This window comes from Zestomonas insulae (genome assembly GCF_016901015.1).
In the GTDB taxonomy this organism is placed as follows: domain Bacteria; phylum Pseudomonadota; class Gammaproteobacteria; order Pseudomonadales; family Pseudomonadaceae; genus Aquipseudomonas; species Aquipseudomonas insulae.
In genome coordinates this window covers 624,413-639,089 of sequence record NZ_JAFEUP010000003.1, presented here as the reverse complement: position 1 = coordinate 639,089, position 14,677 = coordinate 624,413, and the positions used below count along the sequence as shown (strand labels likewise).

The window sequence follows — 14,677 nt, the reverse complement described above, 5'->3', positions numbered from 1 at the left end:
ATCCTTAGAAATAGCCCTGACGTTTTTTCTCTTCCATCGAACCGGCGCCGTCGTGATCGATCACGCGGCCCTGGCGCTCGGAAGTTCGGGTCAGGAGCATTTCCTGGATGATGTCGGTCAGCGTGGTCGCCGTGGACTCCACCGCGCCGGTCAGCGGGTAGCAGCCGAGGGTACGGAAACGCACCATCTTCTTCTGGATACGGGCTTTTTCATCATCCGACAGGTGCTCGAGAATGCGCTCGTCGTCGATCATGATCAGCGTGCCGTTCTTCTCGATGACGTCGCGCTCGGCAGCGAAGTACAGTGGCACGATCGGGATCTGTTCCAGATAGATGTATTGCCAGATGTCCAGCTCGGTCCAGTTGGACAGCGGAAAGACGCGAATCGACTCGCCCTTCTTGACCTTGCCGTTGTACACGTTCCACAGCTCGGGACGCTGGTTCTTCGGGTCCCAGCGGTGCTTGCTGTCGCGGAACGAGTAGACGCGCTCCTTGGCGCGCGACTTCTCTTCATCGCGACGGGCACCGCCGAACGCGGCGTCGAAGCCGTACTTGTCGAGCGCCTGCTTGAGGCCCTCGGTCTTCATGATGTCGGTGTGCTTGGCGCTGCCGTGGGTGAACGGGTTGATGTTCTGCGCCACGCCATCCGGATTGATGTGGGTGATCAGGTCCAGACCCATTTCGGCGACCATCTTGTCGCGGAAGCTGTACATCTCCTGGAACTTCCAGCGCGTATCGACGTGCATCACCGGGAACGGCAGCTTGCCCGGGAAGAAGGCCTTGCGGGCCAGATGCAGCATGACGGCCGAATCCTTGCCGATGGAGTACAGCATCACTGGGTTGTCGAACTCCGCGGCGACCTCGCGGATGATGTGGATGCTTTCCGCCTCCAACTGTTTCAGGTGCGTCATTTTATCGAGCATGGCTACACGGCTTTCTCTTGGAAAAGCTTGCGGGACGGCCTACGGGCCGTGGACGAGGCGCGCACTTTAGCACAGCGCCCTATTCTATTCAGGCGGCGACTTAGACCTAAACGATCTAGTTATATGCCGGAGTTTTGCGCCACTAGACCGGGTTCGGGCAGTCGATGAACAGGTGCTCGAGGGCGAAGCGCCGCGCCAGGTATTCGCCGAGCGCCTGCACGCCGTAACGCTCGGTGGCGTGGTGGCCGGCGGCGATGAAACTGACGCCGTTCTCGCGCGCGCTGTGGAAGGTCTGCTCCGAGGCCTCGCCTGTCAGGTACAGGTCGACGCCGGCGGCGATCGCCGTGTCGATGTAGCCCTGACCGCCGCCGGTGCACCAGCCAATGCGCTGGATCATGCCCGGCCCTTCGACCAGCAGCGGCTCACGACCCAGCACGCCTTGCACGCGCCGAGCGAAATCGCGCGGGCTCAGCGGCTCGGCGAGCGAGCCGACCAGGCCCACAGTGCGCGGATTGCCCGGCTCGAGCGGGCCTTCGACCTCGATGTCCAGCTGTCGCGCCAGCTGCACGTTGTTACCCACCTCGGGGTGCACGTCCAACGGCAGGTGGTAGGCCAGGAGGCTGATGTCGTGGGCCAGCAAGGTCTTCAGCCGGCGTTGCTTCATGCCGGTGATGCACGGGTTCTCGCCCTTCCAGAAATAGCCGTGGTGGACTAGCACCACGTCGGCATCGGCCTCCACCGCCGCATCGAGCAGCGCCTGACTGGCGGTCACGCCGCTGACGATGCGCCGCACCTGCGGCCGGCCCTCGACCTGCAGGCCGTTCGGGCAGTAGTCATTGATGCGCGCCGCGTCCAGATAGCGGTCGGCTTCTTCCACCAGGGTGCTCAGGGCGATGGCCATGGAATTCCTCTCTCGACACCGGCCGACTCATGATTTATTCACGGGCGGGCCTCTATAATGGCGCCACCTTAAGGGCCGCCAAGTGCCCCCGCAACCCTCAGAGATTGATCGATGCTCAAGGCATTGCGTTTCCTCGGCTGGCCGCTGCTGGTCGGAATTCTGCTCGCGCTCCTGATTATCCAGCACTACCCGCAGTGGGTCGGCCTGCCACGCCAGGACGTGCACATGCGCCAGGCGTCGCGCCTCGGCCTGCCCCAGCAAGGCCCGGTGTCCTACGCCAAGGCGGTGAGCAGCGCCGCGCCGGCGGTGGTCAACCTGTACACCACCAAGTACGTCAACCGGCCGCTGCACCCGCTGTTCGAAGACCCGCAGTTCCGCCGCTTCTTCGGCGACAACCTGCCCAAGCAACGGCGCATGGAGTCGAGCCTCGGCTCGGCGGTGATCATGAGTCCCGAAGGCTACCTGCTGACCAACAACCACGTCACCGCCGGCGCCGACCAGATCGTCGTGGCGCTCAAGGACGGCCGGGAAACCCTGGCGCGGATCATCGGCAGCGACCCGGAGACCGACCTCGCGGTGCTGAAGATCGACCTCAAGGACCTGCCGGCGATCACCCTCGGCCACTCCGACACGGTCAACATCGGCGATGTGTCGCTGGCCATCGGCAACCCGTTCGGGGTCGGCCAGACCGTGACCATGGGCATCATCAGCGCCACCGGGCGCAACCAGCTGGGCCTGAACACCTACGAAGACTTCATCCAGACCGACGCGGCGATCAACCCGGGCAACTCCGGCGGCGCGCTGGTCGACGCCTACGGCAACCTGATCGGCATCAACACCGCGATCCTCTCGAAATCCAGCGGTTCGCAGGGCATCGGCTTCGCCATCCCGACCAAGCTGGCCCTGGAAGTCATGCAGGCGATCATCGAGCACGGCTCGGTGATTCGTGGCTGGCTGGGCATCGAAGTACAGCCGCTGACCCCGGAGCTGGCCGAATCCTTCGGCCTGGAAGGCAAACCGGGCATCGTCGTCGCCGGCATCTACCGCGACGGCCCGGCGCAGAAGGCCGGCCTGCAGCCCGGCGACCTGATCCTCAGCATCGATGGCGAAGCGGCCACCGACGGGCGCCGCTCGATGAACCAGGTGGCGCGCACCAAGCCGGGCGAGAAGACCATCATCGAGGTGATGCGTAACGGCAAGACGCTGAGGCTCACCGCCGAAGTCGGCCTGCGCGCGCCGCCGAGCAACGGCAACGAAGCGGCCAACTGAGCCGCGCCACCGTCCAGACAGCAAAAAGCCGGGATCACTCCCGGCTTTTTTGTCGGCGCCTTACAACCCTTGCAAGGCGTCCAGCAGGGCCTGGTTCTGCTCCGGCGCACCGATGGTGATGCGCAGGAACTGGGCGATGCGTGCCTGCTTGAAGTGGCGCACGATCACCCCCTGCTCGCGCAGCCCGGCGGCGATGGTCGCCGCGTCCCTGTCCGGGTGACGGGCGAAGACGAAGTTGGCCGCCGACGGCAGCACCTCGAAGCCCAGCGCCTCCAAACCGTCGACCACCGCAGTGCGGCTGGCGATCACCTGCGCGCAGGTCTGCTCGAAATAGGCGCGATCCTCGAACGCCGCCGCCGCGCCGGCAATCGCCATGCGGTCCAGCGGGTAGGAGTTGAAGCTGTTCTTGATCCGCTCCAGCGCCTCGATCAGCTCCGGGTGGCCGACTGCCAGGCCGACGCGCAGGCCGGCCAGCGAACGCGACTTGGACAGCGTCTGCGCGACCAGCAGGTTGGGGTACTGGTTGACCAGGCTGATCGCCGATTCGCCACCGAAGTCGATGTAGGCCTCGTCGACCAGCACCACGGTGTCCGGGTTGGCGCGCAGCAGCCGCTCGATCGCCTCGAGGGCCAGCAGGCAGCCGGTCGGCGCATTGGGGTTGGGGAAGATGATGCCGCCATTCGGCCGTGCATAGTCCTCGACGCGGATCTGGAACTGCTCATCCAGCGGCAGCGCCTCGAAGTCGATACCGTACAGCCCGCAATAGACCGGGTAGAAGCTGTAGGTGACGTCGGGGAACAGCAGCGGCTTGCCGTGCTGGAACAAGCCGTGGAACGCGTGCGCCAGCACTTCGTCGGAGCCGTTGCCGACGAACACCTGGTTGGCCTGCACGCCGTAGTAGTCGGCCACGGCCTGCTTGAGGCGCTCGCCGTTGGGGTCCGGGTAAAGGCGCAGGTTATCGCCCAGCTCGGCCTGCATGGCAGCCAGCGCCTTGGGCGACGGACCGTAGGGGTTCTCGTTGGTGTTCAGCTTGACCAGCTTGGCCAGTTTCGGCTGCTCGCCCGGTACGTAGGGCACCAGGTCTTTGACGAAGGGGCTCCAGAATTTGCTCATCGTGCCCTTCTCTCCTCGAATGCATGACGGTCATACGGCACCGCGGCGCGGGTCTCGCGACGGGAGGCCCAGGCCGCAGCGGCCGCCGGTTCAGTTCTTGATACGGTACTCGGCGCTGCGCGCGTGGGCGGTCAGCGACTCGCCACGGGCCAGCACGCTGGCGACCTTGCCGAGTTCCGAGGCGCCGTCCGCCGAGCAGTGGATGATCGACGAGCGTTTCTGGAAGTCGTACACGCCGAGCGGCGACGAGTAGCGAGCGGTGCCGGAAGTCGGCAGCACGTGGTTCGGCCCCGCACAGTAGTCGCCCAGCGCCTCGGCGGTGTAGCGACCCATGAAGATCGCCCCGGCGTGGCGGATCTGCGGCAGCCACTGCTGCGGGTTCTCCACCGACAACTCGAGGTGCTCCGGGGCAATGCGGTTGGCTACTTCGATGGCCTGGGCCATGTCGGCGACCTGGATCAACGCGCCGCGGGTCGACATGGAGACGCGCGCGATGGCTTCGCGCTCGAGGGTCGGCAAGAGTTTTTCGATGCTCGCCGCGACGCGGTCGAGGAACGCCGCGTCCGGGCTGACCAGGATCGCCTGGGCGTCCTCGTCGTGCTCAGCCTGGGAGAACAGGTCCATGGCGATCCAGTCCGGATCGGTCTGGCCGTCGCAGACCACGAGGATTTCCGAGGGGCCGGCGATCATGTCGATACCGACCTTGCCGAACACGTGGCGCTTGGCGGTGGCCACATAGATGTTGCCCGGACCGACGATCTTGTCCACCGGCGGCACGCTCTCGGTGCCGTAGGCCAGCGCGGCCACGGCCTGGGCGCCACCGATGGTGAACACCCGATCGACGCCGGCGATCGCCGCGGCGGCGAGCACGATCTCGTTGATCTCGCCACGCGGCGTCGGCACCACCATCACCACTTCCGGCACACCGGCGACCTTGGCCGGAATCGCGTTCATCAGCACCGAGGAGGGATAGGAGGCCTTGCCACCTGGCACGTAGAGGCCGGCGCGGTCCAGCGGAGTGACCTGCTGGCCGAGCACGGTGCCGTCGGCTTCGGTGTAGGACCAGGAGTCCTGCTTCTGTTTTTCGTGGTAGCGGCGCACCCGCTCGGCGGCGGTTTCCAGCGCGGCGCGCTGCTCCGCGGTGATCCGCGTCAGGGCCAGCTCGAGGCGCTCGCGCGGCAGGATCAGGTCGGCCATGGCCGCCACTTCGAGGCCGTCGAAGCGCTGGGTGAACTCGACCAGAGCCGCGTCGCCGCGCGTACGCACGGCCTGGATGATCTCCAGCACGCGCTGATTGACCGCGTCGTCGGACACGCTTTCCCAGCTCAGCAGATGGTCCAGATGACGCGCGAAGTCCGGATCGGCGGCATTGAGTCGGCGGATAGCGGTAGCAGCGGTCATAGCGAAAGCCTCGTTGGATGGCAATTCTCAGGCGCCGCTAGAGTAGCAAGCCCACCGTGCGGGCACCTGAGAATATTGGCTATGACACGGATAGGCGGCCGCGACATGCAGTCGCGGAAACGGTCAGTGCGGATGTCGGGAATCGACGGCCTGGCGCAGCGCTTCGATCAGCGCCTGGATGCGCGCGTGCTGCATCTTCATCGAAGCCTTGTTGACGATCAGCCGCGAGCTGATGCTGGCGATCATGTCCTGGGGCTCCAGGCCATTGGCGCGCAGGGTGTTGCCGGTGTCGACCACGTCGATGATCTTGTCGGCCAAGCCGACCAGCGGCGCCAGCTCCATCGAACCGTACAGCTTGATGATGTCGACCTGGCGGCCCTGCTCGGCATAGAACTGCTTGGCCACGTTGACGAACTTGGTGGCGATGCGCAGGCGGCCTTTCGGCTCCGGCACGCCGACCTTGCCGGCGGTCATCAGCTTGCAGTTGGCGATGCGCAGGTCGAGCGGCTCGTACAGCCCCTGACCGCCGTACTCCATCAGCACATCCTTGCCGGCCACGCCGAGGTCGGCGGCGCCGTGCTCGACATAGGTCGGCACGTCAGTGGCGCGGACGATCAGCAGGCGCACATCCTCCTGGGTGGTGGGGATAATCAGCTTGCGGCTCTTGTCCGGATTCTCGGTCGGCACGATGCCGGCCTCGGCCAGCAGCGGCAGGGTGTCGTCAAGAATGCGGCCCTTGGATAGCGCGATGGTGAGCATGCGACGGTCGTCCGATCAGGCCGGAACGCGGCGAATTTTCGCGCCGAGCAACTGCAGTTTTTCCTCGATGCACTCGTAGCCACGGTCGATGTGGTAGATGCGGTCGATCAGGGTATCGCCGTCGGCCACCAGCGCAGCGATGACCAGGCTGGCCGAAGCCCGCAGGTCGGTGGCCATCACCGGAGCGCCCTTGAGCAGCGGCACGCCGCCGACGATGGCGGTGTTGCCTTCGACCTGGATCTGCGCGCCCATGCGGGTCATCTCGTAGACATGCATGAAGCGGTTCTCGAACACGGTCTCGATCACCGTGCCGGTGCCTTCGGCGACCGCGTTGAGGGCGATGAACTGCGCCTGCATGTCGGTGGGGAACGCCGGGTACGGTGCGGTGCGCAGGTTGACGGCTTTCGGCCGCTTGCCGTGCATGTCCAGCTCGATCCAGTCTTCACCACTGGTGATCTCGGCGCCGGCTTCCTGCAGCTTGGCCAGGACCGCCTCGAGGATGGTCGGATCGGTGTCCTTGAGCTTGACGCGGCCGCCGGTGGCCGCCGCGGCGACCAAGTAGGTGCCGGTTTCGATACGGTCGGGCATCACACTGTGGCGCGCGCCGTGCAGACGCTCGACGCCATCGATGGTGATGGTGTCGGTGCCGGCGCCTTCGATCTTCGCGCCCATGGCGATCAGGCAGTTGGCCAGGTCGACCACTTCCGGCTCGCGCGCGGCGTTTTCCAGCACGCTGCGGCCCTTGGCCAGGGTCGCGGCCATCATGATGTTCTCGGTACCAGTCACGCTGACCGTGTCGAAGAAGAAGTGCGCGCCGCGCAGACCGCCTTCCGGCGCCTTGGCCTTGATGTAGCCGCCTTCCACTTCGATCTGCGCGCCCATGGCTTCGAGGCCGCGGATGTGCAGGTCGACCGGCCGCGAACCGATCGCGCAACCGCCCGGCAGGGCCACTTCGGCCTCGCCGAAGTGGGCAACCATCGGCCCGAGCACCAGGATCGAGGCGCGCATGGTCTTCACCAGCTCATAGGGCGCGACCAGGGTCTTGATGGTGCTGGCGTCGACTTCGACGCTGAGCTTCTCGTCGATCACCGGCTCGACGCCCATGCGGCCGAACAGCTCGATCATGGTGGTGATGTCGTGCAGGTGCGGCAGGTTGCACACGGTGACCGGCTCGTCGGCCAGCAGGGTGGCGGCGAGGATCGGCAGCGCCGAGTTCTTCGCGCCGGAAATGCGGATTTCGCCGTTCAGGCGCACGCCGCCGGTAATGATCAATTTGTCCATAGGAGTCTCGTCGCCCGCAGGCTCAGGTGCGCTCGGCCCAGGCCGCGCGGCTGAAGAATTTCATGGTCACGGCGTGAATGCTGCCGTCGGCGATCCAGGGGTTCAGGTGGGCATAGACCTGCTGCTGGCGCTTGACCGGACTCAGACCGGCCAGCTCGTCGCTGATCAGGTTCAGCTGAAAATTGCAGCCCTCGCCTTCCACTTCAACGCGAGTATCCGCGAGCTTGGCCTCGAGGAGGTTTTTAACTTCTACGGCCTGCATGTTGAACCTCAATCAGCGCGTACGTGATCCGCGTCGCACGGGCAAGCTGCCCAGGCGCGCGGGTCGGCAATGATACAAAAAAGCCCTCCGCCTGCGAACCCCATGCGCGGGGCGGCTGACGGAGGGCGTGAGCGGTCGCGCGGTGGCGCTCAGGCCTGCAGCGGTAACAGCTCGGTCAGCCCGGAGACCTGGGCGATCTTCTGCATGTCGTCCGGCAGCGCACGGATGCTCAGAGATTTGCCGGCCTGCCGCGCATCGCGCATGAACGCCAGCAGCAGCGACAACCCGACGCTGCTGGAGTGCTCGACCGCCGCGCAATCGAGCACCAGCTCGCTGGCCTGCGCCGCGCGGATCAGCCGCCCGCCCTCGACGCGCAGCGCCGGACCGGTGCTGTAGTCGAGCACGCCGGCCAGCTGCAACTGCGCGTCAGACGCCGCGCGGATGCTCGCTTCACTCATGCCCGGCAGCCTTCTGTCCGGCATCGGTGTTCTTGGCGTTGGCGACCACCTGGGCCCAGCCGTTGATGGTCTTGTCGAGATCGTTGCCGTTCTTCTGCATGGCGTCGGCGAACTGATCGCGGAACAGCTTGCCGATGTTGATGCCGTTGATCGTCACGTTGCGCAGCATCCACTGATCGCCGATCTGCACCATGGTGTAGGTCACCGGGTAGATCTCACCGCTGCGACCGGTCACTTCCATGTTGACGCTGGCCCGCTGCGGGTCGGACTGCTTGGCGTTGCTCGGCAGCACGCGAATGTTCTGGTTGTCGTACTCGAGCAGGGCATTGCCGTAGAACTGGATCAGGCTGCGCTTGAAGTTTTCCTGGAAGCGCGTCATCTGCTCCGGCGTGGCGCCGCGCGAATACTTGACGGTCATGATGCTCTTGGAGATGCCTTCGGCATCCACCACCGGACCAATGATGCCGTTGAGCGACTCGTAGAAATCGTTTGGGCTGGTGCGGTAGTGCTCTTTATTGGCCTTGAGGTCGGCGAGCAGTTCGTCGGTGGTCTTCTGCACGACCTGCTGCGGCGTCGCGGCAGCCAGGGCGATCAGGGGAAGTGCAGCCAGCAGAGCACACAGGCCACGGCGCAGGGCAATCATCATGAACGGATCCTCACTTGGCTTCTTTGTTCACCGAGTTGATCAGGAACTTCCCGATCAAGTCTTCCAGCACCAGCGCCGACTGCGTGTCGTGGATGGTGCCACCATCTTTCAGAACCGCGTCATCACCGCCGACGCTGAGGCCGATGTACTTCTCGCCGAGCAGGCCGGCGGTCAGGATCGACGCCGTGGAATCGACCGGCAGGGTGTTCACGCTGCGATCGAGCTCCATGGTCACCCGCCCGGTGTAGCTGTCGCGGTCGAGATCGATGGCGGTGACCTTGCCGATGGTCACACCGGCCATGGTCACTTTAGCTCTGACCGTCAAACCGGCGATATTGTCGAAATTGGCGTACAGCTTGTACGTGTCCTTAGTGGCATCCACCGTCAGCCCGCTGACGCGCAGGGCCAGCAGCAGCAGGGCCAGCAATCCGGCCAGCAGGAACAGGCCGACACCGATTTCCAGGGTGCGGATTTGCATCAGTAGTCTCCAAACATCAAGGCAGTCAGGATGAAGTCCAGGCCCAGCACGGCCAGCGAGGCATAGACCACGGTTTTGGTGGTGGCGCGACTGATCCCCTCGGAGGTGGGGTCACAGTCGTAGCCCTGGAACACGGCGATCCAGGTGACGACGAGGGCGAAGACCACACTCTTGATCACGCCATTGAGCACGTCATCGGCGAACGACACGCTGTTCTGCATGTTGCCCCAGTACGAGCCGGCATAGACGCCCAGCCAGTCGATGGCGACCATCGCCCCACCCCAGATGCCGACCACGCAGAAGATCAGGGTCAGCAGCGGCAAGGAGATGAAACCGGCCCACAGGCGCGGGGCAATGATGTACTTGAGCGGGTCGACGCCGATCATCGACAGGCTGGACAGCTGCTCGGTCGACTTCATGTTGCCGATCTCGGCCGTCAGCGCCGAGCCAGCACGACCGGCGAACAGCAGCGCACTCACCACCGGCCCCAGCTCGCGCAGCAGGGTCAGGGCGACCATTTGCCCGACCGCCTGCTCAGAGCCGTAGCTCTTGAGGATGTTGAAGCCCTGCAGCGCGAGGACCATGCCGATGAAGATGCCGGACACCACGATGATCACCAGCGACAGCACGCCCACCGCATAGAGCTGCTTGATCAGCAGTTGCATGGCGTTGCCGGTGTTGCCGCCGCCGAACAGCGCGCGCAGCAGGAAGATGGTCGACTTGCCGAGCGACGCCACCACGTCGATGCCGGCCCGACCGAGCAGACGAATCCGCTCGAGTATGGATTTCTTGCGCATCAGCGCGCCCCCAAAAGATCGTCGCGGTAATCCGGCGCCGGGTAATGGAACGGCACCGGGCCGTCCGCTGCGCCCTTCATGAACTGGCGGATACGCGGATTATCGGAATTCATCAGCTCGTCCGGCGTGCCCTGGCCGAGCACCTGCGAATCGCCCACCACATAGAGGTAGTCGGCGATGCTGGCGGTCTCCACCAGGTCGTGGGAGACCACGATACTGGTGATGCCGAGGGCGTCGTTGAGCAGGCGGATCAGGCGCACCAGCACGCCCATGGCGATCGGATCCTGACCGACGAACGGTTCGTCGTACATGAGAATCTGCGGATCCAGCGCGATTGCGCGGGCCAGTGCCACGCGGCGCTTCATGCCACCGGACAGCTCGTCCGGCATCAGATCGATGGCACCGCGCAGCCCCACGGCTTCGAGCTTCAGCAGCACGATGTCACGGATCATTTCCTCGGGCAGCTGGGTGTGTACCCGCAGCGGGAAGGCCACGTTCTCGAACACGTCGAGATCGGTGAACAGCGCGCCGCTCTGGAACAGCACGCCCATCTGCTTGCGCATGTCGAACAACTCACCGCGCGACAGGCTGGGCAGGTTCTGACCGTTGACCCAAATTTCGCCCTGGGCCGGCCGCAGCTGGGCGCCAATCAGACGTAACAGGGTGGTTTTCCCGCAGCCGGACGGCCCCATGATGCCGGTGACCTTGCCGCGCGGGATGCGAATATCGACGTTCTTGAAGATGCTGCGCGAGCCACGATAGAAGGACACTCCCTTCAATTCGACGGCATAGGCATTATCGGCGCTCATCTGGACTCCTTGCGATACAGCCTTCCCATACAGACGCCTGCGTAATCCCGTAGGGCACCACGACATCCACACAGTCCGAACAGGCGGCGCACTATAGCATTGTGCCTACAAGCGCCCAAGCACCGGCCTTCGCGGCATCAGCGACGCGCGCAGGTGAGCACGACCGCCTTTGTCGGTATAATCCCCGCCTTTTCACCCGCCGGGCACGTTGTAACCATGACTCAAGCCAGTGAACTCATCCAGTCCGCACAACGCACGCTGCGCCTGGAAATCGAGGCGGTAGAGAGCCTTCTGCCCCGCATCAGTGACGCCTTCGTCCGCGCCTGCGAGCTGATCCTGGCCTGCAAGGGGCGTGTGGTGGTGGTCGGCATGGGTAAGTCCGGCCACATCGGCAAGAAGATCGCCGCCACCCTGGCGAGCACTGGAACCACCTCGTTCTTCGTTCACCCCGCCGAAGCCAGTCATGGCGACATGGGCATGATCACCCGTGATGACGTGGTCCTGGCCCTGTCCAACTCCGGCTCGACCGCGGAAATCATCACCCTGCTGCCGTTGATCAAGCGCCTCGGCATCACCCTGATCAGCATGACCGGCAACCCCGACTCGCCGCTGGCCAAGGCCGCGGCCGCCAACCTGGACGCCGGCGTGACCCAGGAAGCCTGCCCGCTGAACCTGGCGCCGACCTCCTCGACCACCGCCGCACTGGTGCTCGGCGACGCGCTGGCCATCGCCCTGCTCGAGGCGCGCGGCTTCACTGCCGAAGACTTCGCCTTCTCCCATCCAGGTGGAGCCCTAGGCCGCCGCCTGCTGCTCAAGGTCGAGAACGTCATGCACGCCGGCGACAGCCTGCCACTGGTGCGCCGCGGCACCACGCTGCGTGATGCGCTGCTGGAAATGACCCGCAAGGGTCTGGGCATGACTGTCATCGTCGAGAACGACGGCAAGCTGGCCGGGATCTTCACCGACGGCGACCTGCGCCGCACCCTGGACAAGGGCATCGACGTGCGCAACGCCATCATCGACGAGGTGATGACCCCGCACGGCCGCACCGCCCGCGCAGAAATGCTCGCTGCCGAGGCACTGAAGATCATGGAAGACCACAAGATCAACGCACTGGTGGTAGTCGACGCCGCGGACCAGCCGGTCGGCGCCCTCAACATGCACGACCTGCTGCGCGCCGGAGTGATGTGATGAACCAAGCCCTGCTGCAACGCGCCCAAGCGGTAAAGCTCGCGGTATTCGACGTCGATGGCGTGCTCACCGACGGCAAGCTGTATTTCCTGCCCGATGGCAGCGAGTTCAAGACCTTCAACACCCTCGACGGCCACGGCATCAAGATGCTCATCCAGTCCGGCGTGCGCACGGCGATAATCACCGGGCGCACTTCACCGGTGGTCGAGCGCCGCGCCAAGAACCTTGGCATCCAGCACCTGTTCCAGGGCCGCGAAGACAAGCTTGAAGCGCTCGATGAATTGCTCGCCGAGTTGAACCTTGAGCGCTCCGCGGTGGCCTACCTGGGGGACGACCTGCCCGATCTGCCGGCAATTCGCCGCGTCGGCCTGGGCATGGCGGTGGCCAGCGCCGACCCGTTCGTCCGCGAGCATGCCCACGGAGTGACCACAGCTCGCGGCGGTGAAGGCGCCGCGCGCGAGTTCTGCGAGTTGATCCTGCGCGCCCAGGGCACGCTCGACGCCGCCCAAGCCGCCTACCTCTGAGAGGCTCACGCCCATGCTGCGCAAGATCCTGCTGACCTTGTCGTTCATCACCGGCGCCGTGCTGCTGGCTGCCCTGGGTTACTGGAACATCAGCCCGGAAGCCGAAAAGGCTCCGGTCGCCGAGAGCGCCAACGCCGTAGACTTCTACGCCCTGAACGCGCACAGCGTGCAATTCCAGGCCGACGGCAAGCTGCACTACGAGATGACCAGCGACAAGGTCGAGCACCTCAAGGCCAGCGAGATCACCCAAGTGAGCAAGCCGGACCTGCAGCTCTACCGCGGCACCGACCTGCCGTGGAAGGTGCGCAGCGAGCGCGCCGAGGTGTCGGCCGACGGCAAACAGGTCGAACTGATTGACGCCGTACGCATCGCCCGCACCGACGCCAAGAACCGTCCGACCGTTATTACTTCCAGCCGTATGACCGTCTTCCCAGACGAGGAATATGCGCAGACCGAGCAAGCCGTTAGAATCGAGGCCGCCAACGGGGTGACCACCGCCAACGGAATGAAAGCGTATTTGAAAGACAGCCGGATGCTCCTGCTGTCCAACGTAAGAGGCCAGCATGAGGTTCGCTAAACACTTTTCCTTCAGTGCCCTCCCGCTGTTCGTCGGCCTGAGCGCGGCACTTGCCTGCTCCGCCACCTGGGCACTGCCGACCGACCGTGAACAACCGATCCGCGTCCAGGCCGACAGTGCCGAGCTCGATGACAAACAGGGCGTTGCGGTGTACCGCGGCGACGTGGTCATCACCCAGGGCAGCATGAAGATCACCGGCGACACCGTGACCATCACCCAGACCGCCAGCGGCGACATCGACGTATTCACCTCGGTCGGCAAGCCGGCCTACTACGAGCAGAAGCCCGCGGTGGACAAGGAAATCGTCAAGGCCTACGGCCTGACCATCCAGTACTTCGCCGCCAAAGACCGCATCGTGCTGATCGACCAAGCCAAGGTGATTCAGGAAGGCAACACCTTCGAAGGCGAGAAGATCGTCTATGACACCCAGCGCCAGATCGTCAACGCCGGCCGCGCCACGGGCAACAACGTCACCGTGCCGCGCCCGCGGATCGACATGGTGATCCAGCCGAAGAACAAACCCGCTGCCGAGCAGGTCCCGCAATAATGGCGACCCTCAAAGCCCAGCACCTGGCGAAAAGCTACAAGTCCCGCCAGGTCGTGCGTGACGTCAGCATCTCCATCGACAGCGGCCAGATCGTCGGCCTGCTCGGCCCCAACGGTGCCGGCAAGACCACCTGCTTCTACATGATCGTCGGCCTGGTGCGCGCCGATCAGGGTCGCGTGCTGATCGACCAGCAGGACGTCACCCACCAGCCGATGCACGGCCGTGCCCGCGCGGGGATTGGCTACCTGCCACAGGAAGCCTCGATCTTCCGCAAGCTGTCGGTGGCCGACAACATCATGGCGATCCTCGAGACCCGCCAGGAGCTGGATCGCGCCGGACGGCGCAAGGAACTGGAAAGCCTGCTGCAGGAATTCCACATCAGCCACATCCGCGACAACCTCGGCATGAGCCTCTCCGGTGGCGAGCGACGCCGCGTGGAAATCGCCCGCGCACTGGCCACCGCACCGAAGTTCATCCTGCTCGACGAACCCTTCGCCGGGGTCGACCCGATCTCCGTCGGCGACATCAAACAGATCATCCACCACCTCAAGGCCAAGGGCATCGGGGTGCTGATCACCGACCACAACGTGCGCGAGACGCTGGACATCTGCGAGACCGCCTACATTGTCAACGACGGACAACTGATTGCCGAAGGCGATGCCGAGACCATCCTCGCCAACCAGTTGGTCAAGGAAGTCTACCTGGGACACGAGTTCCGCCTGTAACGCGCGGCGTTTTCGCA

The 14,677-nt window shown here is 64.8% G+C and carries 18 protein-coding genes; 6 read left to right on the top strand and 12 right to left on the bottom strand.

Annotation, left to right across the window (positions count from 1 at the left end; all coding sequences use genetic code 11):
* Positions 1-4: 4 nt before the first annotated feature.
* A complete protein-coding gene (cysD, locus tag JQX08_RS12815; RefSeq protein ID WP_205348764.1) occupies positions 5-922 on the bottom strand; it encodes a sulfate adenylyltransferase subunit CysD in 918 nt (305 codons plus the stop codon).
* Positions 923-1,064: 142 nt separating this feature from the next.
* The gene (locus JQX08_RS12810; protein WP_205348763.1) at positions 1,065-1,823 is read right to left on the bottom strand and encodes a Nif3-like dinuclear metal center hexameric protein; all 759 of its coding nucleotides are present in this window, start codon (positions 1,821-1,823) and stop codon (positions 1,065-1,067) included.
* A gap of 111 nt (positions 1,824-1,934) precedes the next feature.
* Between JQX08_RS12810 and algW the strand changes: the two genes are divergently transcribed.
* Positions 1,935-3,092, top strand: coding sequence for a Do family serine endopeptidase AlgW (gene algW / locus JQX08_RS12805; protein ID WP_205348762.1), 1,158 nt, complete (start codon positions 1,935-1,937; stop codon positions 3,090-3,092).
* A gap of 60 nt (positions 3,093-3,152) precedes the next feature.
* Here algW and hisC read toward each other — a convergent pair whose 3' ends face one another.
* From hisC to JQX08_RS12755, 10 genes are all read right to left on the bottom strand, one after another.
* The gene (gene hisC / locus JQX08_RS12800) at positions 3,153-4,205 is read right to left on the bottom strand and encodes a histidinol-phosphate transaminase (protein ID WP_205348761.1); all 1,053 of its coding nucleotides are present in this window, start codon (positions 4,203-4,205) and stop codon (positions 3,153-3,155) included.
* Positions 4,206-4,295: 90 nt separating this feature from the next.
* Complete coding sequence (gene hisD, locus JQX08_RS12795; protein WP_205348760.1) at positions 4,296-5,606, bottom strand: histidinol dehydrogenase; 1,311 nt, start codon at positions 5,604-5,606, stop codon at positions 4,296-4,298.
* Between the two features lie 123 nt (positions 5,607-5,729).
* Positions 5,730-6,365, bottom strand: coding sequence for an ATP phosphoribosyltransferase (gene hisG, locus JQX08_RS12790; RefSeq protein ID WP_205348759.1), 636 nt, complete (start codon positions 6,363-6,365; stop codon positions 5,730-5,732).
* A gap of 15 nt (positions 6,366-6,380) precedes the next feature.
* Positions 6,381-7,646, bottom strand: a complete 1,266-nt coding sequence (gene murA, locus JQX08_RS12785) for a UDP-N-acetylglucosamine 1-carboxyvinyltransferase (protein ID WP_205348758.1) — start codon at positions 7,644-7,646, stop codon at positions 6,381-6,383.
* A gap of 22 nt (positions 7,647-7,668) precedes the next feature.
* On the bottom strand, positions 7,669-7,908 hold the full coding sequence (locus JQX08_RS12780) for a BolA family protein (RefSeq protein ID WP_205348757.1): 240 nt from the start codon (positions 7,906-7,908) through the stop codon (positions 7,669-7,671).
* 149 nt (positions 7,909-8,057) lie between these two features.
* Positions 8,058-8,366, bottom strand: coding sequence for an STAS domain-containing protein (locus JQX08_RS12775; protein WP_205348756.1), 309 nt, complete (start codon positions 8,364-8,366; stop codon positions 8,058-8,060).
* Entirely contained in the window at positions 8,359-9,012 is a 654-nt protein-coding gene (locus tag JQX08_RS12770; RefSeq protein ID WP_205348755.1) for an MlaC/ttg2D family ABC transporter substrate-binding protein, read from the bottom strand. Before JQX08_RS12770 ends, JQX08_RS12775 begins: the two co-directional genes overlap by 8 nt.
* A 10-nt stretch (positions 9,013-9,022) precedes the next feature.
* Positions 9,023-9,490 carry an outer membrane lipid asymmetry maintenance protein MlaD gene (gene mlaD / locus JQX08_RS12765; RefSeq protein WP_205348754.1) on the bottom strand — a complete coding sequence of 156 codons (468 nt, stop codon included), beginning with the start codon at positions 9,488-9,490 and terminating at the stop codon, positions 9,023-9,025.
* On the bottom strand, positions 9,490-10,287 hold the full coding sequence (gene mlaE / locus JQX08_RS12760; RefSeq protein ID WP_205348753.1) for a lipid asymmetry maintenance ABC transporter permease subunit MlaE: 798 nt from the start codon (positions 10,285-10,287) through the stop codon (positions 9,490-9,492). Before mlaE ends, mlaD begins: the two co-directional genes overlap by 1 nt.
* Complete coding sequence (locus tag JQX08_RS12755; protein WP_205348752.1) at positions 10,287-11,096, bottom strand: ATP-binding cassette domain-containing protein; 810 nt, start codon at positions 11,094-11,096, stop codon at positions 10,287-10,289. Before JQX08_RS12755 ends, mlaE begins: the two co-directional genes overlap by 1 nt.
* Positions 11,097-11,312: 216 nt before the next feature.
* Between JQX08_RS12755 and JQX08_RS12750 the strand changes: the two genes are divergently transcribed.
* The 5 genes from JQX08_RS12750 to lptB are packed head-to-tail and all read left to right on the top strand — an operon-like array spanning position 11,313 to position 14,660.
* Positions 11,313-12,287: a KpsF/GutQ family sugar-phosphate isomerase gene (locus tag JQX08_RS12750; protein ID WP_205348751.1), complete on the top strand. Its 975-nt coding sequence runs from the start codon at positions 11,313-11,315 to the stop codon at positions 12,285-12,287.
* The gene (locus JQX08_RS12745) at positions 12,287-12,811 is read left to right on the top strand and encodes a KdsC family phosphatase (RefSeq protein ID WP_205348750.1); all 525 of its coding nucleotides are present in this window, start codon (positions 12,287-12,289) and stop codon (positions 12,809-12,811) included. The genes JQX08_RS12750 and JQX08_RS12745 overlap by 1 nt, the downstream gene beginning before the upstream one ends.
* Positions 12,812-12,824: 13 nt before the next feature.
* Complete coding sequence (gene lptC / locus JQX08_RS12740; protein WP_205348749.1) at positions 12,825-13,388, top strand: LPS export ABC transporter periplasmic protein LptC; 564 nt, start codon at positions 12,825-12,827, stop codon at positions 13,386-13,388.
* On the top strand, positions 13,375-13,935 hold the full coding sequence (gene lptA, locus JQX08_RS12735; protein ID WP_205348748.1) for a lipopolysaccharide transport periplasmic protein LptA: 561 nt from the start codon (positions 13,375-13,377) through the stop codon (positions 13,933-13,935). Before lptC ends, lptA begins: the two co-directional genes overlap by 14 nt.
* The gene (gene lptB / locus JQX08_RS12730; RefSeq protein ID WP_205348747.1) at positions 13,935-14,660 is read left to right on the top strand and encodes an LPS export ABC transporter ATP-binding protein; all 726 of its coding nucleotides are present in this window, start codon (positions 13,935-13,937) and stop codon (positions 14,658-14,660) included. The genes lptA and lptB overlap by 1 nt, the downstream gene beginning before the upstream one ends.
* Positions 14,661-14,677: the final 17 nt, after the last annotated feature.

Excerpts from the sequence above, each read along its gene's own strand:
- hisD (WP_205348760.1), bottom strand. The coding sequence starts at position 5,606 with ATGACCGCTGCTACCGCTATCCGCCGACTCAATGCCGCCGATCCGGAC.
- algW (WP_205348762.1), top strand. The coding sequence starts at position 1,935 with ATGCTCAAGGCATTGCGTTTCCTCGGCTGGCCGCTGCTGGTCGGAATT.
- JQX08_RS12775 (WP_205348756.1), bottom strand. The coding sequence starts at position 8,366 with ATGAGTGAAGCGAGCATCCGCGCGGCGTCTGACGCGCAGTTGCAGCTG.
- JQX08_RS12755 (WP_205348752.1), bottom strand. The coding sequence starts at position 11,096 with ATGAGCGCCGATAATGCCTATGCCGTCGAATTGAAGGGAGTGTCCTTC.
- mlaE (WP_205348753.1), bottom strand. The coding sequence starts at position 10,287 with ATGCGCAAGAAATCCATACTCGAGCGGATTCGTCTGCTCGGTCGGGCC.
- JQX08_RS12750 (WP_205348751.1), top strand. The coding sequence starts at position 11,313 with ATGACTCAAGCCAGTGAACTCATCCAGTCCGCACAACGCACGCTGCGC.
- murA (WP_205348758.1), bottom strand. The coding sequence starts at position 7,646 with ATGGACAAATTGATCATTACCGGCGGCGTGCGCCTGAACGGCGAAATC.
- lptB (WP_205348747.1), top strand. The coding sequence starts at position 13,935 with ATGGCGACCCTCAAAGCCCAGCACCTGGCGAAAAGCTACAAGTCCCGC.
- lptA (WP_205348748.1), top strand. The coding sequence starts at position 13,375 with ATGAGGTTCGCTAAACACTTTTCCTTCAGTGCCCTCCCGCTGTTCGTC.
- mlaD (WP_205348754.1), bottom strand. The coding sequence starts at position 9,490 with ATGCAAATCCGCACCCTGGAAATCGGTGTCGGCCTGTTCCTGCTGGCC.
- JQX08_RS12810 (WP_205348763.1), bottom strand. The coding sequence starts at position 1,823 with ATGGCCATCGCCCTGAGCACCCTGGTGGAAGAAGCCGACCGCTATCTG.
- hisC (WP_205348761.1), bottom strand. The coding sequence starts at position 4,205 with ATGAGCAAATTCTGGAGCCCCTTCGTCAAAGACCTGGTGCCCTACGTA.
- hisG (WP_205348759.1), bottom strand. The coding sequence starts at position 6,365 with ATGCTCACCATCGCGCTATCCAAGGGCCGCATTCTTGACGACACCCTG.
- JQX08_RS12780 (WP_205348757.1), bottom strand. The coding sequence starts at position 7,908 with ATGCAGGCCGTAGAAGTTAAAAACCTCCTCGAGGCCAAGCTCGCGGAT.
- cysD (WP_205348764.1), bottom strand. The coding sequence starts at position 922 with ATGCTCGATAAAATGACGCACCTGAAACAGTTGGAGGCGGAAAGCATC.
- JQX08_RS12745 (WP_205348750.1), top strand. The coding sequence starts at position 12,287 with ATGAACCAAGCCCTGCTGCAACGCGCCCAAGCGGTAAAGCTCGCGGTA.
- JQX08_RS12770 (WP_205348755.1), bottom strand. The coding sequence starts at position 9,012 with ATGATGATTGCCCTGCGCCGTGGCCTGTGTGCTCTGCTGGCTGCACTT.
- lptC (WP_205348749.1), top strand. The coding sequence starts at position 12,825 with ATGCTGCGCAAGATCCTGCTGACCTTGTCGTTCATCACCGGCGCCGTG.